This window comes from Okeania hirsuta, from assembly GCF_003838195.1.
In the GTDB taxonomy this organism is placed as follows: Bacteria; Cyanobacteriota; Cyanobacteriia; order Cyanobacteriales; family Microcoleaceae; genus Okeania; species Okeania hirsuta.
Genome location: NZ_RCBY01000571.1, coordinates 1 through 1,484 on the forward strand (window position 1 = coordinate 1; position 1,484 = coordinate 1,484).

General features: G+C 41.8%; 1 protein-coding gene. It reads right to left on the minus strand.

The genetic code is table 11. The features are described 5' to 3' along the window. Positions 1-391: 391 nt before the first annotated feature. Entirely contained in the window at positions 392-1,246 is an 855-nt protein-coding gene (locus D5R40_RS32925) for an alpha/beta fold hydrolase (RefSeq protein WP_124146577.1), read from the minus strand. Positions 1,247-1,484: the final 238 nt, after the last annotated feature.

Sequence of the window (1,484 nt, forward strand, 5' to 3'; positions counted from 1 at the left end):
GGGGGTGCTTTCCGCCCCACCCTGTGGAGGAGTGGGGAAACCAGCACCCCCTTACCAACCCCCTTATGGTTGTAATTCTTGGACTTCATGTTGAGGAAGCAAAAAAAATGATAAGTTAAGAATAGGAATGAATAAGAAGTAGATATCTCCAAAATAAAAAATACAGTTATATATTTAGAGGAGAAAATTTTTAGCTTGGTATTTCTAAGTCTACGAATTAATGCTTAACTTAGGTAACACCAAATTGATAAATGCTTACTACAAATAGCTAGGATATTTCTTAGGAGTCAACCCATCCCTCACAGGTCCCTGGAGGGGAAGTCAGAACTCAGCTAAGGGAGCCGTCGGTAGGGCAACGTACAGAATGGATGGCTTTAATTTTAGTCATAATTTATATTTCCTTTGCCAAAAGACTTCGGATATGAGCCGCTACAGCATTAGGCTTTTCTAACATTGCTAGATGACCACATTCAGGAATTTCTAGGACATTTCCACCGTGGCCTTGAAACATCCAGTGAAAACTAGCTAAATGTTTTACATATTTAGGAGCCATTATTTGGTCTTTTGCTCCAGCAATAAAATAAACAGGTTGCTTCAATTTTGAGACTACCAGTGGAAGGTTATGAACTTCTGATTCTGTAGTGGAGTCTAATAGTGTCCCCAGAGCTGCTTCATAAGATGCTCCAAGAAAATCAGTTAATCGTTGTCGTCCCCATTTACGAGAGATTGGTGTGGCCACTTGAGTTCTTGTAAACATTAAGTCTGTCAGAGGCAAATAAGATAGCCAACTAGGACGAAATTTGATAAGTTGTGCCCCTGCAAACCTAAATCGTTCAAATTCTTCTTTAATGTAAATTCCACCACCAGAGTTGATACAGACCACTGCCTTGATAATATCGAACATTCTATTCGCTCCTAACAAGGCAATTGTGCCTCCTAAAGAGTGGCCAATGAGCCAGGCACTAGATATATTGAGTTTCTGTAATAATATTGTCAGGTCTTCTACATAAGCTGCGGGACTGTAGTTGAAAACTAATTTTTTTTGGGTTGAGTGGATTTGAGAATCACCGAATCCGCGCAAATCGTAAGATAAACATTGGTAATCTGGTGAAAGTCTTTGGATTAAAGGTTGCCAGTAGTTACGGCTTAAGAGCCAGCCATGTATAAAAATAAGCACATGGGGGGATTTTGTGGGGTTTGTCAATTCGTAGGCGTGTGGAACCCCTTGGATATCTATAGTTGCCATATTTGTATCTTATCCTGAATTGACAAGTGTGGGGAGATGGGGAGTGTGGGGAGATGGGCAGATGGAGACCCACCCCTAACCCCTCCCAGGAGGGCAGGGCTTTTCAAAGTATAGTATCAGGACTTACGCAAAGACAGCATATATAGCGTATGGTAATGTAGAGCGATATAGCTGTCGCACTTGCTCCGCCAACGCTGCAAAATAGAGAGCGATTGCCTCAGCAAAGCTCCGCTAACGC